The organism is Kitasatospora sp. NPDC036993 (assembly GCF_055607525.1).
Genome location: NZ_JBVJRP010000003.1, coordinates 311890 through 337242 on the forward strand (window position 1 = coordinate 311890; position 25353 = coordinate 337242).

At 73.2% G+C, this 25353-nt stretch carries 26 protein-coding genes; 12 read left to right on the top strand and 14 right to left on the bottom strand.

Going from position 1 to position 25353, the window contains the following annotated elements:
• The first annotated feature begins 270 nt into the window (after positions 1–270).
• Positions 271–1506, top strand: a complete 1236-nt coding sequence (locus ACZ7C5_RS07600) for an MFS transporter (RefSeq protein ID WP_401087306.1) — start codon at positions 271–273, stop codon at positions 1504–1506.
• A 330-nt stretch (positions 1507–1836) separates the two neighbouring features.
• Here the strand turns inward: ACZ7C5_RS07600 and ACZ7C5_RS07605 are convergent, their stop codons facing one another.
• Positions 1837–2790 (bottom strand): Gfo/Idh/MocA family oxidoreductase, encoded by a 954-nt coding sequence (locus ACZ7C5_RS07605; protein WP_401087308.1) that lies wholly within the window; start codon positions 2788–2790, stop codon positions 1837–1839.
• Positions 2791–3019: 229 nt separating this feature from the next.
• A complete protein-coding gene (locus ACZ7C5_RS07610) occupies positions 3020–4675 on the bottom strand; it encodes an MFS transporter (RefSeq protein WP_470322222.1) in 1656 nt (551 codons plus the stop codon).
• A 245-nt stretch (positions 4676–4920) separates the two neighbouring features.
• Between ACZ7C5_RS07610 and ACZ7C5_RS07615 the strand changes: the two genes are divergently transcribed.
• Positions 4921–5910, top strand: a complete 990-nt coding sequence (locus ACZ7C5_RS07615) for an Lrp/AsnC family transcriptional regulator (RefSeq protein WP_401087312.1) — start codon at positions 4921–4923, stop codon at positions 5908–5910.
• A 510-nt stretch (positions 5911–6420) separates the two neighbouring features.
• Here the strand turns inward: ACZ7C5_RS07615 and ACZ7C5_RS07620 are convergent.
• Entirely contained in the window at positions 6421–7158 is a 738-nt protein-coding gene (locus ACZ7C5_RS07620) for a LysR family transcriptional regulator substrate-binding protein (RefSeq protein ID WP_470322223.1), read from the bottom strand.
• Positions 7159–7569: 411 nt separating this feature from the next.
• Here ACZ7C5_RS07620 and ACZ7C5_RS07625 point away from each other — a divergent pair, with 411 nt between their 5' ends.
• Complete coding sequence (locus ACZ7C5_RS07625) at positions 7570–8217, top strand: hydrolase (RefSeq protein WP_401087316.1); 648 nt, start codon at positions 7570–7572, stop codon at positions 8215–8217.
• A gap of 66 nt (positions 8218–8283) precedes the next feature.
• Here ACZ7C5_RS07625 and ACZ7C5_RS07630 read toward each other — a convergent pair whose 3' ends face one another.
• Positions 8284–11028, bottom strand: coding sequence for a helix-turn-helix transcriptional regulator (locus ACZ7C5_RS07630; RefSeq protein ID WP_470322224.1), 2745 nt, complete (start codon positions 11026–11028; stop codon positions 8284–8286).
• A gap of 372 nt (positions 11029–11400) precedes the next feature.
• Here ACZ7C5_RS07630 and ACZ7C5_RS07635 point away from each other — a divergent pair, with 372 nt between their 5' ends.
• From ACZ7C5_RS07635 to ACZ7C5_RS07645, 3 genes are all read left to right on the top strand, one after another.
• Positions 11401–11808: a hypothetical protein gene (locus ACZ7C5_RS07635; protein ID WP_401087319.1), complete on the top strand. Its 408-nt coding sequence runs from the start codon at positions 11401–11403 to the stop codon at positions 11806–11808.
• A gap of 108 nt (positions 11809–11916) precedes the next feature.
• Positions 11917–12381, top strand: a complete 465-nt coding sequence (locus ACZ7C5_RS07640; RefSeq protein ID WP_401087321.1) for a MarR family winged helix-turn-helix transcriptional regulator — start codon at positions 11917–11919, stop codon at positions 12379–12381.
• A 186-nt stretch (positions 12382–12567) separates the two neighbouring features.
• Positions 12568–13116: an NAD(P)-binding domain-containing protein gene (locus tag ACZ7C5_RS07645; protein WP_470322225.1), complete on the top strand. Its 549-nt coding sequence runs from the start codon at positions 12568–12570 to the stop codon at positions 13114–13116.
• Positions 13117–13235: 119 nt separating this feature from the next.
• On the opposite strand, the gene ACZ7C5_RS07650 is transcribed toward ACZ7C5_RS07645, so the two are convergent.
• The 6 genes from ACZ7C5_RS07650 to rpe form a co-directional block, all read right to left on the bottom strand.
• Positions 13236–13505 (bottom strand): alpha-ketoglutarate-dependent dioxygenase AlkB, encoded by a 270-nt coding sequence (locus ACZ7C5_RS07650; protein WP_401087325.1) that lies wholly within the window; start codon positions 13503–13505, stop codon positions 13236–13238.
• Between the two features lie 178 nt (positions 13506–13683).
• Positions 13684–14292, bottom strand: a complete 609-nt coding sequence (locus tag ACZ7C5_RS07655; RefSeq protein ID WP_401087734.1) for a methylated-DNA--[protein]-cysteine S-methyltransferase — start codon at positions 14290–14292, stop codon at positions 13684–13686.
• A 5-nt stretch (positions 14293–14297) separates the two neighbouring features.
• Entirely contained in the window at positions 14298–14789 is a 492-nt protein-coding gene (locus ACZ7C5_RS07660) for an RNA polymerase sigma factor (protein ID WP_401087327.1), read from the bottom strand.
• A 49-nt stretch (positions 14790–14838) separates the two neighbouring features.
• A complete protein-coding gene (locus ACZ7C5_RS07665; protein WP_401087329.1) occupies positions 14839–15480 on the bottom strand; it encodes a methylated-DNA--[protein]-cysteine S-methyltransferase in 642 nt (213 codons plus the stop codon).
• A 171-nt stretch (positions 15481–15651) separates the two neighbouring features.
• On the bottom strand, positions 15652–16611 hold the full coding sequence (locus tag ACZ7C5_RS07670; RefSeq protein WP_401087331.1) for a pirin family protein: 960 nt from the start codon (positions 16609–16611) through the stop codon (positions 15652–15654).
• Between the two features lie 151 nt (positions 16612–16762).
• On the bottom strand, positions 16763–17446 hold the full coding sequence (gene rpe / locus ACZ7C5_RS07675; protein WP_401087333.1) for a ribulose-phosphate 3-epimerase: 684 nt from the start codon (positions 17444–17446) through the stop codon (positions 16763–16765).
• A 354-nt stretch (positions 17447–17800) separates the two neighbouring features.
• Between rpe and ACZ7C5_RS07680 the strand changes: the two genes are divergently transcribed.
• Entirely contained in the window at positions 17801–18652 is an 852-nt protein-coding gene (locus tag ACZ7C5_RS07680) for an SCO6745 family protein (protein WP_401087335.1), read from the top strand.
• Between the two features lie 69 nt (positions 18653–18721).
• Here ACZ7C5_RS07680 and ACZ7C5_RS07685 read toward each other — a convergent pair whose 3' ends face one another.
• The 3 genes from ACZ7C5_RS07685 to ACZ7C5_RS07695 all read right to left on the bottom strand — a co-directional run bounded on the left by ACZ7C5_RS07685 (position 18722) and on the right by ACZ7C5_RS07695 (position 20742).
• Positions 18722–19399, bottom strand: coding sequence for a C39 family peptidase (locus ACZ7C5_RS07685; protein ID WP_401087337.1), 678 nt, complete (start codon positions 19397–19399; stop codon positions 18722–18724).
• Positions 19400–19472: 73 nt separating this feature from the next.
• Positions 19473–20006, bottom strand: a complete 534-nt coding sequence (locus tag ACZ7C5_RS07690; protein ID WP_401087339.1) for a DUF4188 domain-containing protein — start codon at positions 20004–20006, stop codon at positions 19473–19475.
• Positions 20007–20094: 88 nt separating this feature from the next.
• Positions 20095–20742 carry a TetR/AcrR family transcriptional regulator gene (locus ACZ7C5_RS07695; RefSeq protein WP_401087341.1) on the bottom strand — a complete coding sequence of 216 codons (648 nt, stop codon included), beginning with the start codon at positions 20740–20742 and terminating at the stop codon, positions 20095–20097.
• Between the two features lie 63 nt (positions 20743–20805).
• Between ACZ7C5_RS07695 and ACZ7C5_RS07700 the strand changes: the two genes are divergently transcribed.
• Positions 20806–21261, top strand: a complete 456-nt coding sequence (locus ACZ7C5_RS07700; protein ID WP_401087343.1) for a hypothetical protein — start codon at positions 20806–20808, stop codon at positions 21259–21261.
• Positions 21262–21276: 15 nt separating this feature from the next.
• Here ACZ7C5_RS07700 and ACZ7C5_RS07705 read toward each other — a convergent pair whose 3' ends face one another.
• Positions 21277–22050, bottom strand: a complete 774-nt coding sequence (locus tag ACZ7C5_RS07705) for a Crp/Fnr family transcriptional regulator (protein ID WP_401087345.1) — start codon at positions 22048–22050, stop codon at positions 21277–21279.
• Between the two features lie 247 nt (positions 22051–22297).
• Here ACZ7C5_RS07705 and ACZ7C5_RS07710 point away from each other — a divergent pair, with 247 nt between their 5' ends.
• The 4 genes from ACZ7C5_RS07710 to ACZ7C5_RS07725 all read left to right on the top strand — a co-directional run bounded on the left by ACZ7C5_RS07710 (position 22298) and on the right by ACZ7C5_RS07725 (position 25318).
• Positions 22298–23044, top strand: coding sequence for a hypothetical protein (locus tag ACZ7C5_RS07710; protein WP_401087347.1), 747 nt, complete (start codon positions 22298–22300; stop codon positions 23042–23044).
• Between the two features lie 26 nt (positions 23045–23070).
• The gene (locus ACZ7C5_RS07715) at positions 23071–23820 is read left to right on the top strand and encodes a hypothetical protein (protein WP_401087349.1); all 750 of its coding nucleotides are present in this window, start codon (positions 23071–23073) and stop codon (positions 23818–23820) included.
• Positions 23817–24116, top strand: coding sequence for a helix-turn-helix domain-containing protein (locus ACZ7C5_RS07720; RefSeq protein ID WP_401087351.1), 300 nt, complete (start codon positions 23817–23819; stop codon positions 24114–24116). The genes ACZ7C5_RS07715 and ACZ7C5_RS07720 overlap by 4 nt, the downstream gene beginning before the upstream one ends.
• Before the next feature lie 182 nt (positions 24117–24298).
• A complete protein-coding gene (locus tag ACZ7C5_RS07725; RefSeq protein WP_470322226.1) occupies positions 24299–25318 on the top strand; it encodes a hypothetical protein in 1020 nt (339 codons plus the stop codon).
• Positions 25319–25353 lie beyond the last annotated feature (35 nt).

A 25353-nucleotide genomic window follows, 5' to 3' on the forward strand; every position in this document is an offset into this window, starting at 1 on the left:
CCGCGCCGGCCCGCGGCCGCCGGCATCCGCCGCCGCCGGCCCGTCCGCCCGGAAACCCGCCCGAACCGACCGAAACCCCACCCGACACTCCGGACGGCACCGGACGAGCCCGACACCCGTGCCGACACGGGCAGTTCGGGATACCAGCGACAGTTCGGAATCCGCCCGAACAGTACTCCGCGGACATGACATACTGCGTCGGTGACCTCAGCTGACCTGGCCGCAAAACCGTCCAAAAGCCGCCCTCAACTGGGTCGGAAGTTCCACCTGTTGTGGTCCGCGTCAGCGATCTCCTCGGTCGGCGACGGCATGCGCGACTCGGCCCTGCCGCTGCTGGCCGTCGCCGTCTCCGACTCCCCCGGCGCGGTCTCCGTGGTCTCCGTCGCGGCGTCCCTGCCCTTCCTGGTGATGTCGCTGTACGGCGGGGTGCTCGCCGACCGGGCCGACCGGCGGCGGCTGATGTGGACGATCGACGCCCTGCGCGCGGTCGTCGTCCTCGCCTTCGCCGGCTGGGTCCTCCTCGCCGACCCGCCACTGGTCGCGCTCGCCGCGCTGGCCTTCGTGCTCGGCTGCGGCGAGACGGTCTTCTCCAACGCCGCCACCTCGGCCGTCCCCGAACTGGTCCGCCCCGACCAGCTCGACGCCGCCAACGGCCGGATGCAGGCCAACATGCTGGTCGGCGGGAACCTGATCGGCCCGCTGCTCGGCTCGGCACTGTTCGCCGTCGCCGTCGCCTCTCCCTTCGCGGTGGACGGCCTCTCCTTCGCGCTCGCCGCCGTCCTGGTCGCCGCCACCGGCCGCTCCACCACCCCGCGCACCCGGACGGACCGCTCGGTGCTCACCGAGATCCGCGAGGGTGTCGACTGGCTGGCCCGCCACCGCGAGGTGCGGATGCTCGCCGTGCTCTCCACCCTCGGCGCGCTGACCTGCTTCATGGGCACCACGATGATGGTCCTGATGGTCACCAAGGTCATCCACGCCCCCGCCGCCTCCTACGGCATCGTCCTCGCGGCCGGCGCGATCGGCGGCACCGCCGCCAGCACCCTGGCGGGCCGGCTCAGCCGCCTGCTCGGCCGGGGCACCCGGATCGCCGTCGCCTTCCTGCTGATGGGCGTCTCACTGATCCTGATGGGCCTGAGCACCTCGGTGGCCGAGGTGGCCGCGCTGTACGGCGTGATCGGCTTCGGCATCGTCACCTGGAACATCCAGGCGATCTCGCTGCGCCAGCAGGCCGTGCCGAAGGAACTGCTCGGCCGGGTCAACAGCTGCTACATGCTGCTGACCCGCCTCGGCATCATGGCCGGCGCCGCCCTCAGCGGCTGGATCGCCTCCACCGTCAGCATCCGCACCCCGCTCTTCGTCGGTGGCGGCCTGCTGCTGGTCCTGCTGGTCGCGGTGCTGTTCCTGCTCCCGCGGATGACCGCGATGGAGGCCGCCCCGGCCGCCGCGCCGGAGGCCGCGCCGAAGGACGACTCCGCCGAGACCGGCTCCGCCGAGGGCCAGTAGGTCCCCGCCGCTCCGCTGGGGCCGCGTCTTCGGGCAGGCCGAACGGCCCCGCGCCGGAACCCGGTTGACCTCCGACCGCACTCCGACCCCACTCCGGGGCCCGGCACACCCGCCCCTCGAACTGACCATGGACAGCTCAAGCCACCGTCGGTAGCATCCTCTTGACGGACCGACAGATCCGGGCCCGCCGCCTCCGGCGCGGTCCCTGGCGGCCCGCACCGGGTGCCGCGGCGATGCCGCGCCCCCGCCCCCGAGCCGGGCGCCGGATCGCTCCCCCGTCGATCCGGCGCCCTTTCGCGTTCCCCCCCCGGCATCCCGCCGGCCGAACGGCTACCGCGCTCCGGGCACCGAGTGGTGGATCGCGGTGATCGTCGCTGCGGCGTCGAAGCCGAGCACCGGGTCGGGCCGGCCGGACAGGAGGCCCGCGTAGAGCGGGCGGTAGTGGGCGACCTTCCGCCCGGTCCGGCCGTCGGTGCCGAAGGTCGCCAGCAACTCCCCCTCCCGGGCGGCGAATCCGGTCATGGCCGTGTGGTCGATCCAGATCTCCACACCGGACCGGCCGAGCACCAGGCTGCTCTCCTTGCTGCTGGATCCCGTCAGCCAGCTGCTGCGCAGCCGGGCGGTGCCCGCCTCGCCCCGGGAGCGGAACCCCACGGTGCACCACGCGCTCGCACCGCCGTCCGTCTGGCTGAGGCCGGTGAGTCCGGTGAGTTCGACGAAGCGGGTGAGCATGCTCAGCTGGTTCACCCCCGAGTCCGTCCAGCTGGAGACGTACGAGGCGAAGGCCGCCTCGCTCCGCAGCACGTAGGGGTCGTAGAAGGCCGAGGTGATGGCCGTGACCGGCCCCCAGTCCGGGTTCGCGGCGATCAGCTCCGCCGCCCAGTCGACCTCCGGAGAGAACGCGAAGTGGTGGGCGGTGAACACCCTGCCCCGCACGTCGGCCCTGCCGTCCAGCGCGCGCAGCGCGCCGAGGGCGGCGCGATCGTGCACCAGCGGCTTCTCCACCAGCACCCGGGCCGTGGAGCGGAGCAGGGACAGCTCCGTCAGCTCGGCGTGCGTCTCGGTGGGTGTCGCGAGGACCAGCAGGTCCGGCTGGTGCTCGTCGAGCGCCGTGGCGAGGTGGCCGTAGTGGCGCGGCGCCGAGCCCCGGAACGCGACGGGCGTCACGGAGCGCGGATCGACCGTGAACTCCAGCTCCACGTCAGGCCGTTCGGCGAGGACGTCGAGATGGGTCCCGGCGATGACGCCGACCCCGACCAGGCCCACGCGTACCCGTTCGGTCATGAGTCCCTCTTCCCCTCGTCCGCTCCGGCCCCGCACCCCGGGGCTCCGGCGACTCGTCGTCGCGCCGCCACCTCGGCACACCGGGCCAACGATACGGCCGGGCCGTCGCCCCGCCCGCCCCGCGGGCCGTGCGCCACCGCCTCGCGGGCGGGGCCGTCAGGCGCCCGGCGGGGTTCCGCCGGGCACCGGTGGTGGGCCGGGCCCGGCCCGGGTCACGGGGTGCGTACCGTCACTGGGTCCGTTCCGTCACGGCGTCCGGCGCCGCGACGCCGCCGGCCGAGGCGGTCGCGAGGCGGCGCGCCGGTGTCGGTGCCGGTGCCGACGTCGCGGAGTCGGCGGCCGTCGGCGAGGGCCTGCCGACCGGCTTGGCCGGGCGCAGCAGGACCGCGCAGGCGAGGGCGGCGAGCAGGACGAGCGAGGCGGAGACGACGAGGCAGAGCCGCAGGCCGTCGAGGAAGGAGTCGCCGAGGGCGCCGAGGGCCGGTCCGGTGGCGGCGCCGAGGTCGAGTCCGGCGACGGCGCCGAGCCCCTGGTCGCGGGCGGTGCCGAGGACGAGGCTGCCGGTCTCGGCCGGGAGGCCGGCGTCCGCGAGGTGTCCGGGCAGGGCGTCGAGGGCGCGGGTGGTGAGGAGGGCGCCGAGGACGGCGGGGCCGAGGGCGCCGCCGACCTGGCGGAAGGCGTTGTTCCCGGCCGCCGCCATGCCGGCCAGGTGGTGGGGGACGGAGGAGACGGCGGAGGCGGTCATGGGGGCGAAGACGGCGCCGAGGCCGAGACCGAGCAGGACGAGTCGCCAGGCGAGGGAGCCGTACGAGGTGTGGGCGTCGAGGCTGGTCAGCGTGAGCAGCGCGGTCGCCGTCAGGACCAGGCCGGTGGTGATCAGGACGCGGGCGGAGACCCGGTGCATCAGCCGTCCGACGGGGATGCCGACCAGGAGGGAGGTCCCGGACACCAGGACCATCCGCAGTCCGGCTTCGAGCGTGCTCAGGTGCTGGACCAGGCCGAAGTACAGGCTCAGCACGAAGAAGAAGCCGATCAGCCCGAGGAAGCTGATCATGGCGACCAGGGCGGTGGCGGTGAAGGCCGGACTGCGGAACAGGGCCAGGTCGAGCATCGGGCTGGTGCTGCGGCGCTCGACGAGGACGAAGGCGACCGCGCCGAGCGCGCCGAGCACCAGGGCCGCCACCACGGCGGGCTCGCCGAAGCCTTCGGCGCCGCCCTCGATGACGCCGTACACGACGGCGGTGACCGCGACGGCCGCGGTGATCTGCCCGGGCCAGTCGAGCCGGCGGCCGTGCGGCGCGCGCGAGTCGGGCAGCAGGAACGCCGCGACGACCAGCACGGTCAACGACACCGGGATGGGCAGCAGGTAGATCCAGCGCCAGGCGACGTGGTCGAGCAGCACGCCGGCGATCAGCGGACCGACGGCGAGCGAGGCCAGCAGGGACGTCGCCCACAGCCCGATGAACCTGCCCCGCTCCCGGTGGTCCGGCACCGCGTGGCTGATCAGGGCGAGCGTGGTGGGCAGCAGCGCCGCCGCCCCCAGGCCGGAGAGCGCCTGCCCGGCCCACACCACCTGCACCGAGTCCGCGGTCAGCGCGATCGCCGCGCCGAGCGCGCAGAAGGCCATGCCGGCCTGGAAGACCCGCTTGCGGCCGTGGACGTCGCCCCACACGCCGGTGGTCAGGATGAGCGCGGCCATCGGCAGGACGAACGCGTCCGGCACCCAGGACAGTTGGGCCGTCGTGGCGCCCAGGGCCCGCTGGATCGCCGGCAGGCTCACCGACACGGTAGTCACGGGAAGGTAGGCGACGAAGACGCCCAGGCAGGCCAGGACGAGCGTGACGGCCCGTCCGGCCCTGGGGTCCTGCACCGTTGCGGAGTTCACGAGGACGTTCCTTCGGCTGCGGAGGGTGCCGCGCGGGCACCCCTGTGCTGGATGAGCGCCGCCGTCCGGCGCGCGCCCTGCTCCGGGAGCGGGCACACCGGCGGAGCCGCCGCTGTCCGCGCCGTCCACCGATCACCCGCGGAGCCGCCGACCAGCTTCGCCCCGGGGCCGCCGAACCCCCCAGGCGATCCGGCCCGGCGTTGCCAAGCCTCCATCCGGCCGGTACACCGTGGCAGGATTCCTCCATGCCCGACGATCTGGACCGCAAAATCATCCACGGACTCCACTGCGCCCCGCGCGTCTCCTTCCGCCGCCTCGGCGAGGTCGTCGGGGTGTCCGAGCAGACCGTGGCGCGCCGCTACAACGCCCTGCGCCGCAGCGGCGTCCTGCGGGTCGTCGGGCTGGGCAACCCGGCCGCCCACGGCCAGGCCGAGTGGATCGCCCGGCTGCGCTGCCGCCCGGACGCCGTGGGCCCTCTCGCGGAATCCCTCGCCCGCAGGCCCGAGGTCGCCTACGTCGGCGTCGTCTCCGGCGGGGAGATCGTCTGCATCATCCGCTCACCCGCGGGCACCGCCCGCGACGACATCCTCCTGCGGCAGCTCCCCAGGGCCGCCTCCGTCCTCGACCTGAGCGTCGACCTCGTCGTCCACGCCTTCGGCAGCCCGGACACGGCAGGCTGGACCGGCGCGGAAGGCTCCCTCACCGACGACCAGGTACGACGGCTGACCGAGGACCGCCCCGTCCCCGGCAGGCCCCCGCTCGCCCCGGGCGACGAGGACCTCCCCCTCCTCGAAGCCCTGGCGGAGGACGGCCGGGCCTCGCACACCCGCCTGGCCGAGCTCACCGGCTGGTCCAAGCCGCGCGTCGCCCGACGGCTGGAGGCGCTGGAAGCCACCGGCTCCCTCACCTACGACGTCGACGCGATGCCCGAACGCCTCGGCTACGAGCTCAACGCCGCCCTGTGGCTCCAGGTCGACTTGTCGCAGCTGCACCGCATCGGCGAGGAGATCAGCCGGCACGTGGAGTGCGCCTGCGCCTTCGCCGTCAGCGGCCGGCACAACATCATGGCCATCGTCATCTGCAAGGACACCCCCGACTTCTACCGCTACCTCAGCAGCCGCGTCGCCCGCATCGAGGGCATCAGGGGCTACGAGATCAGCATCCGGGTGCGCCGCCTCAAGCAGTCCGTCTCACTCATCCACCACGGCCGCCTCGTCCACCCCACCCACGCCTGACCCCGCCGCACTCCGCCACCACCTGGCCGCCACCCCAGGACGACCCCGAGCGAGCCGTCATCCCCTCCCCCGCCCAGGTCCGGGACATACGCACCGCCGGCGACGACACCTTCCGCCTCGTCACCGACCTGATGAGCGGCTGCGGCATACGCAACGGCGAGGCCCTCGCCGTCAGCATCGACAACATCGTCGCCGACGACGTCTTCCTCTCACCACGCACCGTCTCGACCCACCCGTACCAGCCCTGCCACTGGCGCATACGGCCGGCACGGCCTTCGGCACGACGGCAGACCGGTCGCCGCCCTGGCCGCCGCCCTCGGGTACTCCTCGGAGAACGCCTTCGGCAACGCCTTCAAGCGCGTCACCGGAAATGGCCCCGCTCCACTGCCGCCGCGTGATCCGAGAGGGTGCCGCCGAACCGTCATCGCCCTTCGGGCCGTAGCCCCTTCGCGCCCGGTCCGGCGGTGCGCCGAAGCACTTCGACCCGCGACCGCCCCGCCCTTGCGGACGTCATCCACCGATGGTGGCCCCGGCCACCGGACCGTCAGGCGCCGGCCGGTCGGACAGCTCCGTCCACAGGTCGAGAAAGGCCCGCAGCGGCAGGCTGGGCCGGGTACCGGCTCGCCACACGAACACCTTTCGCAACCGGATGGCGGGCTCCAGCGGCACCACGGTGAAGCGCCGGTCGGCGGCGAGGACCGGACTCGCCCTGGAGGTCAGGGCGATGCCGATCCCCTCGGCGACCAGGGCGAGCTGGAGGGCGACATCGTTCGTCGCGCAGGCGATGTCCAGCCGCAGCCCCGCCGTGGCGAACGCCTCGCGGACGAACGCGTGCGCTCCGCTGTCGGGACCGTAGCTGATGACCGGGCCGCCGACCGCCTCGCAGAGGGCCATCGGACGGTTCGAGGGCCGGCTCCCGGCGGGGAGGACCGCGACGATCCGGTCCTCCAGAAGCACCCGCGGGGCCACCCCTGCGGGTTCGCCGTCCGGCGGTCCCGCGACCACGGCCGCGTCGATCTCCCCATCACGGACCTTCGGATGCGCGTGGTGCCGGTTGTGGTCGTCCACCCGCCATCCGCAGCTCATCCCGACCACGAGGTTCCCCAGCAGGATGCCCGCCAGATCGGCCGCCCGGCGGCCGGCGAACACCGCGCGATGGGCGACATCGTGCCCGAGCAACGCCAACTGGCCCAGCACGAAGGCGAACAGGGGCGCGAGGAGCAGCTGCCACCAGCTCGCGCCGATCATCGCGAACCACACCAGCAGCAGCCGGTGGTCCCGCGGCGCCCGCCGGATGGTGGTGGCCCGGCTGTTCGCCCTGCCGGGCCCGGGTGGGGTCGGCAGGGTGAACTACCGGGCCGCGCACGGCATCGGCGGCAACGTCCGGCCGCAGCGTGCCCTGGAAGGGATCGCTCCCCCGTGAACGACCGCCCCTGCCGCGCTCGTCCTTCGCTCCGCCGGCCTGTGGATTCCTCGCCTGGCTCGGTGCCGCCACCGCGATCGTCACGGCGGTGTCCGATCAGGATCCGGACGCCGCCGCAACTGGACCCCGGAGGTTAGGCGGCCGTCACCGATGCGAGGCCGCACGCCGCGATGGGAGCTTTCGATTCGACGAGGGCCGGCCGGCCTTTCGGGGAACCCGCGATACCGGAGACTCACATGGCAGCCAATGGCATCACCTACACCGGCCTGGACGCACTGCTCGCGCCCGAGAGGTCGGTCCTCCTGCTGATCGACCACCAGGGCGCGCAGTTCGCCGGGACGCACAGCATGGACCCCAACCTCGTGGTCAACAACGTGACCGCTCTGGCGAAGGGCGCCAAGCTGTTCGACGTACCGACGATCCTGACCACGGTCGTCGAGGACCGCGGTGGCCGGATCATCCGGCAGATCCAGGACGTGTTCCCCGAGCAGAAGCCGATCGACCGCACCACGATCAACACCTGGGAGGACCAGCGGGTGGTGGACGCCGTCGCCGCCACCGGCCGCAAGGACCTCCTCATAGCCGGCCTGTGGACGGACATCTGTCTCGCCTTCCCCGCGATCCACGCCATGGCCGACGGCTACCGGGTGTTCGCGGTGACGGACGCGTCCGGCGCGACGACGGTCGAGGCGCATGAACGCGGCGTGCAGCGCATGATCCAGGCGGGCGTCATCCCGACGACCGCCGGGACCGTCCTCGGGGAGTGGCAGCGCGACTGGGCGCGCGAGGCGACCGTCCCCGGCATCAGCCAGATCATGTTCGACCACGGCGGCAGCTTCGGCACCAGCCTGGCCTGGGAGCTTCAGCTCCTCGGCAAGGACTGACGACTCACACGTGGACGCGGTGGGCGGCGCCGAGGTACCGCCCACCACGCCCACGTGGTCATGTGGTCATGTGGTCAGCGGCAGATCGCGCAGTTGGCGGCGAGAGGTGATGCCGAGCTTGCGGAAGATGTTCCGCAGATGGGCGTCGATGGTGCGCGGGCTCAGGAAGAGCGCCGTGCCCACCTCCTTCGATGTCGCCCCCGTGGCGACCAGCCGGGCGATCTGGAACTCCTGAGCAGTGAGGCGGGTCGGCGCGTCACCGACCCGCTTCCGCGCGCGGGCGCCGGTCGCGGCGAGCTCACGGGCGGCCCGCCCCGCGAACGCCGCCGCCCCGAGCACGGACAACTGCTCGTACGCCGCCTGTAGCTCCACCCGCGCTTCGGACCGTCGGCCTTCGCGGCGCAGCCATTCACCGTAGACCAGTCGGGCTCGCGCGACATGCGGGGCGCCGTCGCAGCGGCCGAGACGCTCGATCGCCTCCTGGTACAGCTTCTCGGCGGTCGGCCCCTTGGTGAGCAGGGCCCGTGAGCGCAGCTCGGTCCCGAGCGCCCACTCGGAGCCGCTCGCGGCCGTGCGCTCGGACAGAAGCTCCATGACGGGCTCCGCGAGATCAGGGCGTCCGGCGTGCGTCGCGGCCTCGATGAACTCCACGGGTATCCAGGAGTGGAAGCTGATCTCATCGAGGTCGGCTGCTGCTCGGCACGCCTCCAGGGCAGCGTCGTAGCGGCCCAGGCCGTTGAGCAGTACGGTCCGGGCGTACTCAGTGGCGCTGAGGAGCCGTCCCTCGCCGCGCGTTTCGGCGTCACGGGCGGCGATGTCGGCAAGCCGGGCGGTGCGCCTCTCGTCGCCGCGCCAGGCCGCCACGGTGACGTCGACGTGGATCACGGCCGGGGTGCCGAGTTCCGCCGCGATCGCGTGCGCCTCGTCGACCAGCGCGGCGGCGTTGGCGAACTCGCCCGCGTGGACATGCGCGAGGGCCCGGTAGCTCAAGGCCACGGGCAGTTCGGCGAGCATGCCCGCGCTGCGCACCAGTTCGAGCTGACGGGAGGCCAGCTCCCGCCATGCCGCGTCGTCCCACAAGTCCATCGCGGGACCGCAGGCCGCCCACAACTGGCCCACGTCGTACGCGTCGCGTCCCGCACCGCGCCGGTAGATGTCCACGGCCTGGCGCAGTTCGGGAACCGCCTCCGTGTACCCGTCCCTGACCTGGGTGGTCAATCCGTCGAGCAGCCGGTCGAGCGGGCGCGGATCCGATGGGGTGGGGCTCATGGCACGGGCGGTCTCGGCGATGTCGAGCATACGGTCAGCGGTGGTGAACCGGCCGACGAACACCGCTGCCGCAAGGGACTCGAGGAATACCTCGCGGGCCGACAAGGTGTCGAGCGGTGCCATGAACCTGGCCGCTCGAAGCAGCTTCTCGACCGCGGCGTCGTCCCGGTTCCTGTCGAACGCCATCCGCGCGCGCAGCATGGCCACCGTGGCACGCTGGAGGCCGTCGAGCGGTCCGGCTTCCGCCATGGACAGCAGGGACAACGCGGAGTCCGCGGCGCCGCTGTCACGCTTGGCACACGCGGCGACGACGGCTCGCACAGCGCGGCGGGCGGGATCCGGCGTCAGATTCGCGGCCTTCTCCAGGAAGGCCGCCGCGGCGGCGACGCCGCCGCGGGCCCGGGCCCGGTCGGCCGATCGTTCCAGCGCCGCGGCGACGTCCTCGTCCGGCCTGCACGCAGCCTGCGCGCAGTGCCACGCCTTGCGGTCGGGCTCGGTGTCCGTGATGGCCTCGGCCAACGCACGATGTACCGTGCGGCGCTCGTCGAGGGCAGCGGACCGGTAGACAGTCGAACGCGCCAGCGGATGGTGGAATCGCACCCGGCCGCCGATGGCCACCAGGCCGGACTCCTCGGCGTGCGTCACCGCGTCATCGGGTACGCCGAGTTGCTCCGCCGCCGCGTCCAGAAGCACCGGGCTGCCGGTCGGATCGGCCGCCGCGATCAACAGCAGGGTCCGTGTCCCGGCCGGGAGTTCGGCCAGTCTCGCCCGGTAGCTCGCCTCGACCTTCCCCGAGGTGGGCGACGCCGCGGGCAGCGCGAACCCACCGGCGAGCTCGGCGGTGCGGGGCAGTTCGAGGAGGGCGAGCGGATTGCCGCGCGCCTCGGCGATGATGCGGTCGCACACGGCACCGTCGAGAGGCGCGTGGATCTGCGACGCGAGGAGCCGGCGGGCGTCGTCGTCGGCCAGTCCGCGGAGCGTCAGTTCGGGCAGGCCCGCGAGTTCGTGGCGTTCGCTCGCGTCGCGCTCGGCGAACAACAGTGCCACGGGTTCGTCCTGGAGCCGGCGCGCGACGAAGGCCAGGGCCTGCGCGGATGCCTGGTCGAGCCAGTGCGCGTCGTCGACGACGCACAGCACAGGCTGCTCGGCCGCGGCCTCGGAGAGGAGGTTGAGCACCGCCAAGCCCACGTGGAAGCGGTTGGGTACGCAGTCCGTGGACCGTCCGAACGCCCCGTCGAGTGCCTCGCGTTGCGGCGCGGGCAGCCGTTCCTGCCAGTGCAGAGCCGGCTTGCAGAGCTGGTGAAGCGCGGCGAACGCGAGTTCCGACTCGAATTCGGCGCCGACGGCGCGCAACACCTTCAGGCCCGGTGCCGTCGGGGCATGGTCGATGAGCGCGGTCTTCCCGATGCCCGGCTCTCCCCGCACCACCAAGGCGCCGCCGCGCCGGGACCGAACGCCGTCGAGCAGCCGATCCAAGGCGTCCGACTCGCCGCGTCGGCCGAGGAGCCCCGGATGGCCGATTCCCGGGCGGGATCCCCTCATCAGAGGGCCCGTTCGGTGCACACGTCGATGTCGGCCGACGGCGCAACCGACGGTGTACACGTCCTCTCGGCCCAGGTGCCGACACGTACCGGTGCAGCACGGTGTCGGCCGTCCAAGTGGGTTCTGCCGACGCGAACACGGGCTCCGCCTGCGGGTTTGGCCATAGAACTCCCTTTCGCTCCCGAATGCGACGCGAGCCGACGCGAGCCGACGCGTCTTGAGAGTCCCACCGGTCTTGTTGACATGTCAACAAGTAGCGATGGCCCTGCCTGTGCCTAGCCCCACAGACGCTCCGGCATCCCGTGCCCCGCTCCGAAGACCCACACCCCGGCTACCGGGCCAGGGCCGCCCAGCCCATCTCCAGGAGAACCGATGACGCCACCCGCACCCCGCGAACCCCAGACCACGAACCCCGGCCCGCCGCCGCCCTTCGACCCCGAGCTCGCCCCGGCGCTCGCGCCTCTGGCGGCGGTCCTGCCGCCGGCGATCCTGCCGTCCATGATCTCCTCCGTGCGTCATTCCATCGCCGGCCGGCGGCCGTCGGACGAAGACCTGGCGCGCGGCGGAGCGATCGAGGTGCGGGAGCACCGGATCCCGGGCCCGCCCGGCGCACCTGACGTCTCACCGCTGATCTGCCGCCCGCGTACCGCCGACTTCCCCAGACCGGCCGTGTACTTCACCCACCTGTGGCCGGGCGGATTCCATGGCTTCGACGCCATGGCGCCGGAAGCGGCACTGTCCCAAACCGCCCGCGCGGCCCGGCTGCGCCGGGTCCTGTAGACGTGCTCCGGTCCGGCCGGCCCTTCCCTCGGACACCGCGCGAAGCCGCTTGAGGGCCTCCGGCTACGATTTCCGAACCAGTGGACACACACCCAGAAGAGTGACCTCATGAACGAACCACGCTGGCTCGACGTGCGTGAGGCGGCTGTCTGGAAGAAGTACCGGGACCTTCAGCGCCAACTGCAGAGCGCTCTGGACCGGCAGCTCGCCCACGACTCCGTGTTGTCCGGAGCCGACTACGCGGTGCTCGTCCCCCTGTCCGAGTCGCCGGGCGACGTCCTACGGGCCCGGGAGCTCCAGGTCGAGCTGGGCTGGGAACGGAGTCGGCTGTCGCATCAGATAAGCCGCATGGAGACGCGCGGCATGGTCGCCCGCGAGCCGTGCGAGAACGACGCACGCGGCTCGATGGTGCGGATGACCGCCCAGGGCCGGGCCGCGATCGAGGCCGCCGCGCCGCAGCACGTCGAGACCGTCCGCCGCTACTTCTTCGACCCGCTCTCCCACGACGAAGTCGAAACGCTGGGCGTACTCCTCGACCGGCTCCTCGGCTCACTTTCACGCGAGGCGGACTGACGTTCCTCCGGCCGCCCCCTCACCTGGCTGATCACGACGCGGTTCCCGCACACGCCGCACGGCGCCGCACCGGATCGCGCCGCCGGCAGAGCCCGCGCAACCCCGCCGCATAGGCGACCGTCACCGATGCGAGTCGGCCGGGACACTGCGAGGATCGGCTGTGACAGACCTGAGTGAGGAGTCGGGATGAGGATCACCGTTGTGGGGCGAGGCCGTGTCGGAGGCGGCCTGGCCAGTCTGTGGGAGAAGGCCGGCCATGAGGTGACCGGTCTTGGCCGCGCCGGCGGCGACGCGGCCGGTGCCGACGTCCTGGTGGTCGCGGTGCCGGGCTCGGCGATCACCGACGCGCTGGCGCGGGTGTCGGGGCTGGCCGGGCAGGTGACCATCGACGCCTGCAACCTCTACGGTCCGCGGGACGACTCCTTCCCTTCTCTGTCCCACCAGGTGAAGTCGATCGTCGGCGGACCGACCGCGAAGTCGTTCTCGACGAACTTCGCCTCGATGTACGACCGGATCGAGGCGCAGCGCGTTCGCCCGGGCAACCTCTACGCCGCCGAAGCGTCCGCGCGGGAGACGACCGAGCAGTTGATCCGGGATGCCGGCTACGACCCCGTCTTCGTCGGCGACCTCGATCCCGGCGCCCGCCTGCTCGAAGACAGCTCAGCACTCACCCGTGCGCTGGCCGGACAGCTGGGCCCCTTCTTCTACCGCTACGGACGTTCCGGCGAGCTGTGAACCATCGCCTTCCGCGACACGTGTCCAAGGGGCAAACCACCCCGTGGCCACCGCCGCGATCACCGGCAGCACCACCTCCGGCCTCCCGGAGCGACCTCGGTCGGGCCTAGCCACACAGCTCATCGCAGCCTGCCCCGTTTCCTGAGCAACGATCGGTCGCCCGCCTCGTCCTTGTCCTGGTGCATTCCCAGGCGGGCCTGGGCGTCGTAATGGTTCACCAGCGCGGTGTCGGGCGGGTACGAGGCGGCCGTGGCCGTGTCGTACCCGGCGGCCCGAAGGCGCTGCGTCGCAGACGGACCATCCAGTCGGGGAACGCGAGGACACGGGCGCCGTTCACGTCGGTGGCCTGCCGCGTGTACCGGTACGGCTGCCAGTGCCAGCCCAGGCATGCGGTGCGCACGGACATCTGGTGGCCGCGGACCGTCGCGGCGCGCAGGGGGACCGGGCCTCGCACCCACTCGTGGAACCGGTCCGTGATCCACTTCTGCTCTCCCATGGGCAGCCGGTTCGGGATGTGGGTGGCGCCCGGGGCGATGTCTCCGGCCCCTCCGTTCGCCTCGGTGCCGCTCATGCCGCGGCCTCCAGGTCCAGCAGCGCGGTCTTGGCCTCGACTCCGCCGATGTAGCCGCCGAGGGTGCCGTCGGTGCGCAGCACGCGGTGGCACGGGACGACGATCGGCAGCGGGTTGGTCGCACAGGCCGTGCCCACCGCCCGGACGGCCTTGGGGTTGCCGACGAGTTCGGCCATGTCGCGGTAGCTGCGGGTCTGCCCGTACCCGATCTCGGGCAGATGCGTCTGCACCAGGCGCCGGAACCCGCGCGACAGGGACAGGTCCAGCGGCACGTCGAAGACCCGGCGGCTGCGGGAGAAGTACTCGTCGATCTCGCGAGCCGCCCTCTCCAGCCGCCTGGGCGCGCGCAGGATCCGCGGGCTGAGCTTGTGGCTGAGGGCTTCCAGAACCTGGTCGTGGTCCTCACCGTCGAACGCCACGCGGACCAGCCCCTTCGGGGTGGCGGCGAGCAGCAGCCTGCCGACGGGCGAGTCGATGGTCGTGTAGGCGACATCGATCAGGTCGGCCTGCTCGGCGGCCTGCTCCAGACGGAGGTGGAGTCGGCGAAGAGCGTCGGCGTCCACGGGTGTCGCCAGCAGGACGGCCGTGTCGTCATCGTTGCGCATGTCGCTCACGACGATGCTCCTTTCGTGATCGCTCCCGGATAGTGTTTCCTGAGATTCTTCAGCCCGTCCGCAGCGGCCCTGCGAGCCGCCTCGACGGTGCCGCCGAGGATCTCCGCGATCTCGGCGTACGCCAGCCCCGCCACATACCGGTAGGCGATGGCCTGACGCTGCTTGCCGGGCAGTTCCTTCACCGCGGCCCACAGGCCGGTGTCCTCGGCATCCGGGACGCCCTGTCCTCCCGACGCTTCCGGTACCTCCTCGACCGGCAGGGGGTTCCGCTTCGCGGCGCGCAGCACGTCGATCGCCTTGCGGTGCGCGATCGTCACGAGCCACGCCTCCACGTTCGCCGTCTCCGGCAGATCGGGATAGGCACGCATGGCGGCCAGGAAGGTCTCCGACCACGCGTCGTCCGCATCGTGCGGGCCGAGGACGACCCGGCAGACGCGCAGCACGGTCGCGCCATGCCGCACAACCACGCTCTCGAACGGTTGTTTCATGTCCATCCCAGTGAAGACGTACGTGAGGTGATAATCGTGAGATTCCGCTTCAGAACAATCGTCCGGCGTCGCCCGCGGGCGGCTCCTCGAGCTCCAGCAGCGCCTGCTTGCGCTTCAGCCCGCCGGCGTACCCGGTCAGAGCCCCGGTGGAGCCGACGACGCGGTGGCACGGGACGAAGATGCACAGCGGGTTCGCGCCCACGGCCTGTCCGACCTGCTGCGCGAGACCACGGCCCCCGACCTGCTCGGCGATACGGCCGTAGGTGGTCGTGTCGCCGCACTGGATGCTCTTCACGATGTCCCAGACGGCGTGCTGGAACGAGTCGCCCTCGGCCGCGAGCGGAAGATCGAACTGCCTGCGGCGCCCCGCCAGGTAGTCGCCCAGCTGACGGACCGCTTCGTTCAGCAACGGGTCCGTCGCGTCACCGACCTCGGGGCCGAACGCCTCCTGCGGGGGCCGGCGCATGTGCTGCCCGAAGTACAGGCCGGTGACCGCCTCGAACCTGGCGACGATCGTGATCGGCCCAAGGTACGTCTCGATCTCGACATGCCGAGTATTCATCTGCCTCTCCCTTCTCCTGGCAGGTAGACGCACGGCACCCGCAGAACGTGAGATCGCATCCGGATCCGTCCAAGCCAGGGCGGTGTGCTGGTCAAGCAGCGCGCGGGCCTGGCCGTAGGAGATCTTCAAGGCCCGCCGCGGGCCGCCGCAGGCTGCTGCCGACTGTGGTTTGCGGGTTCAGTTCGCTTGGCGGGGCCAGCACGTCATCATCTGATGGGGCACTACACCACCGAGATCCTCCCCGGCCCCAGCTAGCCGACAGCGTTCAGCCGGACACCACCCGTACCACGTCTCCGCAGGTCAGCGCACTCTCCCCCGCGCCTTCAGCGGGATGTCGGGCAGCGCCGGGGCCGCCAGCCGGTCGCCGGCGTAGCCGTGCACCTCGCCGAAGCGGGTGCCGGACTCCCAGTCCTCCCGCGCCCGCGCGATGTCCTCGGTGGAGCGCCCGATGAAGTTCCACCACATGACGATCTTCTCGTCGAAGGGCTCGCCGCCGAGCAGCAGGACGGCGGCGTCGCCGTGGGCGCGGAGGGGGAGGTCGGGGCGGCCGCAGCCGAGGTAGAGCATGGAGCCGGGTTCGACCGGGACGCCGTCGGCGTCGACGCGGCCGGTCATGGCGAGGACGGCGTACTCGAAGTCGGGGACGAGCGGGAGGCGGAGCTCGGCGCCGTCGGTGAGGGCGAGGTCGGCGCCGACCAGCGGGGTGTGGGTGGTGCCCGGCGAGGTGGCGGTGTCGAGGGTGCCGAGGATGACGGTGGCGCGCAGGCCCGGGCGGGTGAGCACGGGCAGGTCGGGGTGGTGCTCGAAGGCGGGGGCGGTGTGCCGGCTGCCCTCCGGGAGGGCGACCCAGAGCTGGGCGCCGTGCAGGTGGCGGGCGTGCGGGCGCGGGGACTCCTCGGAGTGCGAGATGGCCCGGCCCGAGGTCATCAGGCCCAGTTCGTACGGCCGGACGGTCTGGAGGCTGCCGAGGCTGTCGCGGTGCAGCACCTCGCCCTGGTGGAGCCAGCTGACCGTCTGGAGGCCCATGTGGGGGTGCGGCGGGACCTGCATGCCCGGCTCGTCGGCGATGTCGTCGGGTCCGTAGTGGTCCACGAAGCACCAGGCGCCGACCATCCGGCGACCCAGGTTGGGCAGCAGCCGGCGGACCACCGTGCTCCCACCGAGCGGGAACTGACGGGCCGTCAGCAGATCACGGACCGGGCCGGTGCTGGCCTCGCGGCCGCAGCTGGTCGGGGCGGGCTCGAGGTCGAGGTTGCTCATCGCGGTTCCACCACCGTACGGAGAGGGCCGGGCGGGGCCCCGGAGGGCGCCGCCACCGATCATCCGTCACGGTGCGGTGTTCCTCCACCCGCGCCCGGCCATCCGGCGGCACCGGCACACCGGGGCGGCAGCCGGGGCCGGCGGACGGGCCTCAGTGCCCGCAGGCCCACCAGGCGTCCGCCGCCGCCTTGTCGGCGAGTTCCCGCAGGTTGCGGACCGCCTCGGCCGGGTCCTCGGCCCCGTACACCGCCGAGCCGGCCACGAACACGTCCGCGCCCGCCTCCGCGCAGCGCTCGATCGTGCCGGCCGAGACGCCGCCGTCCACCTGGAGCCACAGTTCCAGGTCGTGCCTGGCGATCAGCTCCCGGGTGCGGCGGATCTTCGGCAGCATGATGTCCAGGAACGCCTGGCCGCCGAAGCCGGGCTCGACGGTCATGATCAGCACCATGTCGAGCTCGGGCAGCAGGTCCTCGTAGGGCTCGATCGGGGTGCCGGGCTTGAGCGCCATCGAGGCGCGGGCGCCCTTGGCGCGGATCTCGCGGGCGAGCCGGACGGGCGCGGCGGCGGCCTCGACGTGGAAGGTGACGGAGCCCGCGCCGGCCTCGACGTACTGCGGGGCCCAGCGGTCCGGGTCCTCGATCATCAGGTGGCAGTCGAGCGGGATGTCGGTGGCGCGGGCGAGCGACTCGACCACCGGGACGCCGAGGGTGAGGTTGGGCACGAAGTGGTTGTCCATGACGTCCACGTGCAGCCAGTCGGAACCCCGGGCGGCCTCGGCCTCGTCGGCGAGCCGGGCGAAGTCGGCGGACAGGATGCTGGGGTTGATCTGGGCCATGGCCGACTACCTTCGTGCGTGGGCTTGCGAGGGCTGGGCGCCCCGGAGCGGGCACCTCATCCCATCATCCCGCGCCGCACCGCCGCCGACCGCACTCCGCGGCTGCCACGTGACCGTCGTCACACCCGTTTCGGGGTTACCGGGGCCGTCGCCGTGGTCATCAGCCCTGGAGCGGTCCACGCACCCACCCCGGCGGCCCGAGTACGTCCCGGCACGTCCGAGTTCGTCCCGGTATCTCCAGGGCACCCGGGCACTTCCGAGGGCGGGGACTCGCCGCCGCGGCGCCTGCCGGAGGCCGTCCCGACCAGTCGAGTTCCCGCCCCGCCGGGAGCTCCGTCCGAGGAAGGTCTCCCGATGGCCGATCTCGTCCATCCCGCCCGCGCGCTGTGGTGGCTCTTCGAGCCGGTGCACACCGTCACCTACTTCCTGCCCGAGGGCCGCGCCGCCTTCGAGGAGGCCGGTCTGCACGGCCGCCTGCACGGCTACTTCGCCAGCCGCGCGGCCCCGCTCGGCGCGGTGGACGCCCCGCCGGTGACCGCCGCGTTCTTCAGCTTCTCCCCGTCGATGGTCGAGCGCGCCCTGCCGGAGGTGTGGAACCACGCGAGCCCGGACGAGGCGCTGGCCGCCCGGCTGAAGGGCTCGGCGGCGATCCTGGGCGGGCTGCTGGAGCACGTGGACAGGGACCAGGTCGAACTGGTCGCCGGGACGCTGGAGCAGGCCGCCGCCCGGCTGGACTGCGCCGGCCGGGTGCTGGCCGCGGCCAACGCGGCGCTGCCCCGCCCGAGCGGCCTGTACGAGCGGCTCTGGCAGAGCGCCACCGTGATGCGCGAGCACCGCGGCGACGGCCACGTGGCCGCGCTGGTGGCGGCCGGGCTGGACGGCTGCGAGGCGCTGGTGGTCCGCTGCGCGATGGACCTGCGGCGCGAGGACCTCCAGCCGCTGCGCGGATGGAGGGACGCCGAGTGGGAGGCGGCCGCCGAGCGCCTGGTCGAGCGCGGCTGGCTGACCGCCGAAGGTGCGGTCACCGAGCTCGGCCGGATCGGCCACCAGGCCCTGGAGGCCGCCACCGACCTGGCCGCCGCCCGGGTCTGGGAGGACTACCCGCGGACCGAACTCGACCGGCTGGCGGCCGCGTTGAAGCCGATCTCGGCACTCTGTCGCAGCCGGCTGCCGATCAACCCGATGGGACTGCCGGACAACCAGTGACCGGTCGGCCGGTGACCGGACCCCGGTGACCGGCCGGCGAGGTCAACCGGCAAGGTCAGTCGGGCGAGGTCAGCCGGCCGGGGACGCCCCGGGCGGGCCGAGCACGATCCCCCGCCCGGCGTAGAACCGCCCGAACGACCGCCACGGCACGCGCGCGAAGGCCTGCGACTCCCCCGGGAAACCGGACGGGTTGTGGATCAGCAGCGCCGTGTCCGTGGCGCCCACCGCCAGCACCAGGTGCCCGCCGCGCCGCACCGGCTCCGGCCCGTGCGGCTCCCGGATCGACGGGTGCACCGACACCATCACCAGCCGCCCGCCGGCCACCTCCGCCGACACCTCCGCGGGCGTCAACTCCCTTGCGTCCGCCGCCAGTCCCCAGCGGCTCCGGACGTAGGAGGCGAACGGTGCGTGGATCAGCCCGCGCAGGCCGTCGCCGTCCCGTACGTACCCGCCGGCCGCCACGCACTCGGCGGCGAGCGCCATCGCCGCCGGGGCCACGCCCCACCAGTGCTCCAGCGCCATCCGCAGGCAGGCCACCCCGCACAGCCGCCAGGACCACCACGCGTACTCCTCCGGGGTGGCCGCGCCGGACTGGCCCCAGCGCGGGTCGGCGGAGGCGTCCAGCCGCCCGTCGACGATCTCCCGCACCAGCTCCGCCGACTCCCACTGCGCCCGGTACGGCACCTCGTGCACCACCCGCAGCGGCCGTACCGGCGCCTCCGGCCGCGCCCCGCCCTGATCCACCATCCCCCGAAGCTCTCACGGCACGGGGACCCGGACAACTCGCGACACTCCCGTGCCGCCGCCCCGTCCGCCCCGCCTACCCGCCTGCCTCGTCCGCCCCGCCGCCACCCGGCTCCCGGTGGGCCAGCCGCTGCGCCGCGCGCCGGCCGCGCGCCTCCACCGGCAGCGAGCCGGTGGCGCCGGCCAGGCCGAACGGCGGCATGTCGAAGTAGATCGACTCGTACCCGCCCTCCGGCACGATGTACGTCTCGTGCCAGAGCCCGACGTGCCCGCGCGCCTTGCCCTCCCGCAGTTTGCGGTTGGCGATGCCCCACACGGTGTGGTGGAAGCCGTCCGGCGCACTCGCGTAGCCGTACAGCTTCTCCTTGGACTCCCAGTACTGGACGACGTAGTAGGTGCGCGGCGAGGCGGTCAGCAGGATGCGGCCGCGCAGGCCGCGTTCGGGGGCCCGGCGCAGCTCGTACAGCATCCGGAACATCGCGAACATCACCGGGCCCCAGTGGTGCACGGCCCAGAACCGGTTGATCCGCATGCCGATCAGCAGCACCACCGTGTCGCCGGTGGCGGCGGCGGTGGTGTAGCCCGGCTGCGGCCTGGCGAACAAGGACATCCCTGCCTCCCCGCACCCATGCTCATGTAAGCGGTGATTACATCAGCGCCGGATGACCCGGTCAAGGCGCGCGGCAACCACAATTCGGTTACCGCGCAGGCCGGTTGGCGACGCCCTGGCCGAAGGTGTCGAGCACCTGCCCGGCCAGCTCCTCCGCCCTCCCGGCCGGCAGGTAGCCGTCCACGATCATCTGCGCCAGCCCGTACACCAGCGCCTGCCCGGCCAGCCCGACCAGCGCCGGATCCCCCGGGCGCAGCCGGCCCGCCTCCTGGTCGGCGACGATCAGGTCCATCAACGCCCGGTCGATGCCGTCCAGTTGCTCGCGCAGCTCGGGTTCCCTGACGGCCGTGAACACCCGCGAGCGCACCAGCTCGAACCGGCGCGGATGGTGCAGCGCGTACCGGACGAACCCCAGCCCGATCGCCCGCATGCCCGAGCCGCCGTCCGGCCCGGCGGCCGCCAGCTGCGCCTCCTGCCAGCCCACGAGGTCGGCCAGCACCCGGTCCGCCAGTGCGGTCAACAGCGCCTGCCGGTCGGCGAAGTGGCGGAACGGCGCCCCCGCCGACACCCCCGCCCGGCGCGCCACCTCCCGCACGCTCACCTTCTCCTGCCCCTGCTCGTCCAGCACCTCGAACGCCGCCGCCACCAGCGCCTCCGGCAGCGCCCCGTGGTGGTACGCCCCCCGGCCCCCGCCACGCTCCCCGCCCCGCACCCGCGCCTGCTCCCGCTCCCTCATGCCTGCCTTGCTACCACAGCGGGGCGATTCCCCATCCGCGTCACACCCCTCGAACGGAGCCCGATGTCCACTCCCGCTTCCCGCCCCTCCCGCCCCGCCGGCCGCGCCGCGACCTTCGCCGCCGCCTACGTCCTGCTCCGCAGTTCGGCCGACCTCGCCGACCACTGGATCCAGACCGACCACCAGGCCGGCACCAAGGCCGACCGCTCCCCGCACGGCCGCCGCGCCTGCGCCGCCCACGTCGCGACCTACACCGCGGTCCAGGCGGCCGCCCTGGTCCTCGGCGGCCGTGCCCTCGGCCTGCGCCCGAAGCCGCGCCGGGTCATCGCCGCGCTCGCCCTGTCCGCCTCCACCCACTACCTCGCCGACCGCCGGGAACCCCTGCGGCGGGCGGCCGAAGCCACCCGCCGCGGGAACTTCCTGCGCCTCGCCGACCACGGCATGAACGGGGGCTACATCCTCGACCAGGCCTTCCACCACGTCGTCGAGACCTGTGCCGCCCTCATCGTCGCCCGCTGACGCCGCCCGCCGGCCTCACCCGGCCTGCGGGTGCCACCCCCCGAGCCGCGCCGCGGCGACGCGCAGGGCAGCCGGGTCGGTGACCACGAGGCTGCCCCCGCGCCCCTTCGGCCAGCCCCCGAAGGGAGGATCGGAGGTGAGCCGCCGCACCGTGTCCCGCCCGAGGCCGAGGCACTCGGCCACCTCGTGCTGGGTGATCCTGAGGCACATCGGCCCGTCCGGCTGCCCCGCCGCCTCCGCGTGGTCCAGCAGCGGCAGGACGAGACGGGCCACCCGGGCCGCGCCGTCGCCGGACCGCAGGATCATCGCCCCCTCCCGCCCCCGGCCGGAGACGTACGGCAGGAGGTCGTTCCACCACTCGCGGCGGAACTCGGCGCTCCTGAACCGTTCGCCGGAGATCATCACCACCTCGCACTCGGTGCGCGCCCGCACGGTGGCCGTACGGGAGGTCAGTTCGAGCGCCGCCATTTCGCCGAGGAGGTCGCCGGCCCCCCGGATGGTGATCAGCTGTTCGGCTTCCCAGTCCCGGCCGCCCCCGCTCTGCCACACGTCCACCAGACCGCCCAGCAGGGCGAACACGTCGGCCCCCGGGTCGCCCTCACGCATCGGCGTCCACCCCGCCGGACGCGTCATCCGCGGAAGACCCCTGAGGAACGCGACCCACCGCTCCTCACCCACGCGCTGACGGAACGTCCAGTGCGGCCCGGGCGAGGCCCCGGGCCCGGGCCGCCGAGCCGTCCGGTTGGCAGCCGTCGGCGAACCCGCCGAGAAGTTGTGGCAGTTTTTCATGCCGGGAGATTAGAGGCCGCTGCGCCCAACGAGCCGCGACCATCCGACAGTTGGAGCAATGTCCAGGACTCCCCCCGGTTACCTGCTACCCTCCCGCGCCGCCTGCCGCCCGCGGGATCCACTGTGGCGCGGGTCACAGGATTTCGGACCTGCCAAGCCATTGCCCGCCACGCCCGGCGCCCAGACTCGTGACCGCCACCGCGCAGCAGGCCGGCCACCCGCCCCCTCATCCCGCCAGGAGAACGCCATGCCCGAACCCCCGCAGCTCCCCGGCGCCTCCAGCCGGCCCCTGCCGCCCTACCAGGGGCTACTCGGGCTGGACGTACGGCGCTACACCGACCTGCCGGGCGTGGTGCAGGCACCGGTCAGCGCCTACCTCGAACCGCTCCTCGACGCGGCGCTCACCGCCGCCGGGCTCGACGAGCTGAGGACGGCGAAGCGCTTCCTGTCGCACTCGGGAGACGGGCTGGCCCTCGGGTTCGCCTCCGAGCTGATGCCCCACGTCATCCACCCCGGGCTCGGCTGCCTCAGCAACGAACTCGCCCGGCACAACGCGGCACCGAACCGCGTCCGGCTCCGGATGCGGGCCAGCCTCCACGCCGGCCACGTGACCGCGGAGGGGTCCCCCGGCGAAGGCAACGGTCCGGCCCGGAACGAACTCCACCGGCTGCTCGACTCCGAGCAGGTCAAGGAAGTCCTGGCGCACGCCAGCCCGGCGACCACCCACCTGGTGGCGATCCTCTCCGACCACGTCTACCGGGAATCGGTCCGGGAGCTCTACACCGGACTGCCCCCGCGGCTCTTCAAGCGCGTCCGGGCGACCGTGCCCGGACGCGACTACAGCGAGTGGGCGTGGATCTACGACCCCGCGCACGCCGAGAACCCGCTCTTCCTGCCCGATTGCGAACGCCTCCACGTACCGAAGTGGACCACGTTCGTGGACACGATCGACCGCCTGCACTCCACGATCCGACGCCTCCTCGACCGCTACTGACTCCGCCCAACGGAAGGAACGCACCCGTGGCCCTGATCACCTACCACGGCATCTTCGACGTCATCCACGCGCGGGTGACCGGCGCCGCCCACCTCCGACCGGCGTTCCTCGCCGTCGAGTTCGAAGGCGAGACCCTCCGCCTCGAACCCGCCGAGGCGCGCGCGGCGCTCTGGGAGGAGCCGGAGGACACCGGGCTGCGCGGCCGGATCTGGTGCCGGGCCGTCGCGTTGGCCCAGCACGACACCCTGTCGACGGCCATCGGCTCGACCGAGGTCACGGGCTGGGTCGAGGCCCTGGTCTGGCTTGCCGCACCACGGCTCGAACGGTTCGTGCGCCAGTCCTCGCCCCGGACCCGGGCCGACCGGCAGGACCTGGAGTCCGAACTGCTGGCCGCCTTCGTCGAGGAGTTGGCCGAGGTCTCACCGGACGACCCGGAGGTCGGTGACCGGCTGCTGCGCGCCGCCGTCCGGCGGGGCCGGAAGTTCACCCGGGGCTCGGCCGACGAGTACCCGAACGAGCACGTCGTCGTGATCGCCGACGCCCGCGACGCCAGGGCTGCCGACAACGGCCGGGTGCCCGCGAGCACCGCGGCCGCGGACACCGGCGGCGCGGTGGTCGTACCGGACCCCGGTTCCCCCGCGGAGGTCGAAGCGGTTCGGCTCGCGGAACTCACCGACCACCTGGGGCTGCGGGAGGTGGTGCGCCGCACGCACCGTCCCGCGCGCGGGTCGCGGGTCGGCAGCCTTTCGCTGCGCGCGGCGGGAACGGCCCGTTGACCGCCCCGCGCCCGAGCGGGCCGCTGACCTTTCCCGAACTGTTCGGCCTCCCGCTGGCCGTCGACATGCGCACCGCCGCCCGGGCCTTCGGGATCTGCCGGCAGACGGCCTACCGGCTCGTCCGGCGGCAGGCCTTCCCCTGCCCGGTGGTCCGCGCCGGGCACCGCTACCGAGTACCCACGGCGGGCCTGCTCACCGCGCTGGGCATCGAGGAACTCCCGCTGTACGCCGACGAGTCGGAGACGTGGGTGAGCGAGCCGCCGCTGCCCGGGCTCGGCTGGAAGGACCTCTCGTGAAGACGACGCCGACGACCGCCCGGCACGATGACCCCCGGCCGGCGGGCCGGAGGGAGCCGACGACGTGCTTCGTGATCGGCCCCGTCGGGGGCCGGCACACGGGGGCCGACGACACCGGCCGGGCCTCCGGCCAAGCGCACCTCCACCTCCTGGAGTCGGTCATCCTGCCGGCGTGCGCGGCCTTGGGAATCGAACCGCTGCACGCGGACGGGATCCGGAACGACGGGGAGTTCACCGAGCGGATCTGGCGGCACGTGCTCCAGTCCGACATCGTGATCGCCGACCTGACCGACGGAGAGCCGAACGTCCTGTACCAGCTCGGCCTGCGCCACACCACCGGCCGTCCGACCGTCCACCTCGCAGAGCGCGGCCGACTCCCCTTCGACGCCTCACCCGGCCGGACGATCCTGTACGAACGCTCCCCCGACGGTCTCGCGGACGCCCGCGAGAGGCTCCGGACCGCACTGGACCGGGCCCTGACCGAGGGCTACTCCCCGCTCGCACCGGCCCGGATCCTGCTCGGCCTGCGGTCACGGGACCACGACGCCGCTCTCGGTCCTCCCGACTCCGGCCCGAAGGACCGGGAGGACCGGGCGGACCGGGAGCGCCTGGAGCACAGAGAGCACGGGGAGCACCAGGCCGACCAGGAAGACGGGCCAGGCCTGATCGACCGCTTCGCCGCCGTCGAGGCGGAGATGCGGGTCGTGACCCAGGGCATCGAAACCATGACGGACCTGGTGAACACCATCGCCACCCTGGCCGAGGACTTCGGGCCCGTCCCGCAGGGCCCCTCCGGTACGGGGAGCACCCCGGCGGCGACGGCACCCGCCGCGCTCCGGGGACTGGCCGTCTCCCTGGCCGGCCCAGCGTCCGAGCTCAGGGGCCGCGCCGCCGAGGTCGCCTCGCGGGTGTCGGGTGTGGACCCGACGGTGCACCGGTCGCTCGCCCTCTTCGAGGCGGCGCCGCACCTGTGGGAGGGATCGCCGGCCCACGACTCCCTGCTCCGGCTCATCGGCATGTCCCACTCCGCGTGGGAGGTCCTGAAGACCCTCCGGCTCTTCCGGATGACGATGGAGTGGCTCCTCTCCGCCCGCCCCGGCCTCCAGGGCCCGGCCGAGGACATCATCGCGGCGCTCGACCTCCTCACCGAGACCATGGCCCGCATCGAAAGCTGGGACCGGCGGGCCCGCGCCCTGGTCTGACCCGCCGCCTGCCGGTGGCACTCGGGAAGGCCCCT

What these genes read in the sequence shown, in the direction of transcription:
- ACZ7C5_RS07620 (WP_470322223.1), bottom strand. Translation starts at nt 7,158, where the DNA reads ATGATCGGCGCGAGCTGGTGGCAGCTGCTCCTCGCGCCCCTGTTCGCC.
- ACZ7C5_RS07660 (WP_401087327.1), bottom strand. Translation starts at nt 14,789, where the DNA reads ATGAAACAACCGTTCGAGAGCGTGGTTGTGCGGCATGGCGCGACCGTG.
- ACZ7C5_RS07635 (WP_401087319.1), top strand. Translation starts at nt 11,401, where the DNA reads ATGACGCCACCCGCACCCCGCGAACCCCAGACCACGAACCCCGGCCCG.
- ACZ7C5_RS07705 (WP_401087345.1), bottom strand. Translation starts at nt 22,050, where the DNA reads ATGAAAAACTGCCACAACTTCTCGGCGGGTTCGCCGACGGCTGCCAAC.
- ACZ7C5_RS07615 (WP_401087312.1), top strand. Translation starts at nt 4,921, where the DNA reads ATGCCCGACGATCTGGACCGCAAAATCATCCACGGACTCCACTGCGCC.
- ACZ7C5_RS07670 (WP_401087331.1), bottom strand. Translation starts at nt 16,611, where the DNA reads ATGAGCAACCTCGACCTCGAGCCCGCCCCGACCAGCTGCGGCCGCGAG.
- ACZ7C5_RS07680 (WP_401087335.1), top strand. Translation starts at nt 17,801, where the DNA reads ATGGCCGATCTCGTCCATCCCGCCCGCGCGCTGTGGTGGCTCTTCGAG.
- ACZ7C5_RS07640 (WP_401087321.1), top strand. Translation starts at nt 11,917, where the DNA reads ATGAACGAACCACGCTGGCTCGACGTGCGTGAGGCGGCTGTCTGGAAG.
- ACZ7C5_RS07690 (WP_401087339.1), bottom strand. Translation starts at nt 20,006, where the DNA reads ATGTCCTTGTTCGCCAGGCCGCAGCCGGGCTACACCACCGCCGCCGCC.
- ACZ7C5_RS07655 (WP_401087734.1), bottom strand. Translation starts at nt 14,292, where the DNA reads ATGCGCAACGATGACGACACGGCCGTCCTGCTGGCGACACCCGTGGAC.
- ACZ7C5_RS07625 (WP_401087316.1), top strand. Translation starts at nt 7,570, where the DNA reads ATGGCAGCCAATGGCATCACCTACACCGGCCTGGACGCACTGCTCGCG.
- ACZ7C5_RS07710 (WP_401087347.1), top strand. Translation starts at nt 22,298, where the DNA reads ATGCCCGAACCCCCGCAGCTCCCCGGCGCCTCCAGCCGGCCCCTGCCG.
- ACZ7C5_RS07605 (WP_401087308.1), bottom strand. Translation starts at nt 2,790, where the DNA reads ATGACCGAACGGGTACGCGTGGGCCTGGTCGGGGTCGGCGTCATCGCC.
- ACZ7C5_RS07700 (WP_401087343.1), top strand. Translation starts at nt 20,806, where the DNA reads ATGTCCACTCCCGCTTCCCGCCCCTCCCGCCCCGCCGGCCGCGCCGCG.
- ACZ7C5_RS07685 (WP_401087337.1), bottom strand. Translation starts at nt 19,399, where the DNA reads ATGGTGGATCAGGGCGGGGCGCGGCCGGAGGCGCCGGTACGGCCGCTG.
- ACZ7C5_RS07695 (WP_401087341.1), bottom strand. Translation starts at nt 20,742, where the DNA reads ATGAGGGAGCGGGAGCAGGCGCGGGTGCGGGGCGGGGAGCGTGGCGGG.
- ACZ7C5_RS07650 (WP_401087325.1), bottom strand. Translation starts at nt 13,505, where the DNA reads ATGCCTGGGCTGGCACTGGCAGCCGTACCGGTACACGCGGCAGGCCAC.
- rpe (WP_401087333.1), bottom strand. Translation starts at nt 17,446, where the DNA reads ATGGCCCAGATCAACCCCAGCATCCTGTCCGCCGACTTCGCCCGGCTC.
- ACZ7C5_RS07645 (WP_470322225.1), top strand. Translation starts at nt 12,568, where the DNA reads ATGAGGATCACCGTTGTGGGGCGAGGCCGTGTCGGAGGCGGCCTGGCC.
- ACZ7C5_RS07630 (WP_470322224.1), bottom strand. Translation starts at nt 11,028, where the DNA reads ATGAGGGGATCCCGCCCGGGAATCGGCCATCCGGGGCTCCTCGGCCGA.